The organism is Streptomyces sp. WM4235 (assembly GCF_001279725.1).
GTDB lineage: Bacteria > Actinomycetota > Actinomycetes > Streptomycetales > Streptomycetaceae > Streptomyces.
The window spans coordinates 1-344 of sequence record NZ_LGDE01000344.1 but is presented as its reverse complement, the minus strand read 5'-3'; the positions used below and the strand labels follow the sequence as shown (position 1 = coordinate 344).

The window sequence follows — 344 nt, the reverse complement described above, 5'->3', positions numbered from 1 at the left end:
CCCTTCTTCGAGCTCGGCGCCGGCGAGGTGCTCAAGGTGTTGATCGTCGATAGCCCGGCGACTGGCCCAGACTGCGAAGTCGGTGCACCCGAAGAGGTAGGCATACGCGGCATTGAGGGTCGCGGCAGCGGCGGGCTCGTACGCATCGTCAGGTCCCACCAGGCGGTCGTTGTGGCAGTAGTCGCTGAGCATGTACTCCGCCAGGCCGTGGTTGACGGCGGTATGCACCGCCGGATCGCCGAGGACGCCCTCCCACACCGAGTTCAGGAGCGGTCGCAGCCCCAGCGTGAAGTCTGCCTTTTCATCCTCGGGCAGAGCCTCGTGCCACCTCATCAGGCTCTCAG

At 66.0% G+C, this 344-nt stretch carries 1 protein-coding gene; it reads right to left on the bottom strand.

Features of this window, described 5'->3' with window-relative positions:
- The coding region (locus ADK55_RS22080) for a hypothetical protein (protein ID WP_159041511.1) at positions 1–344 on the bottom strand (344 nt) is incomplete at both ends.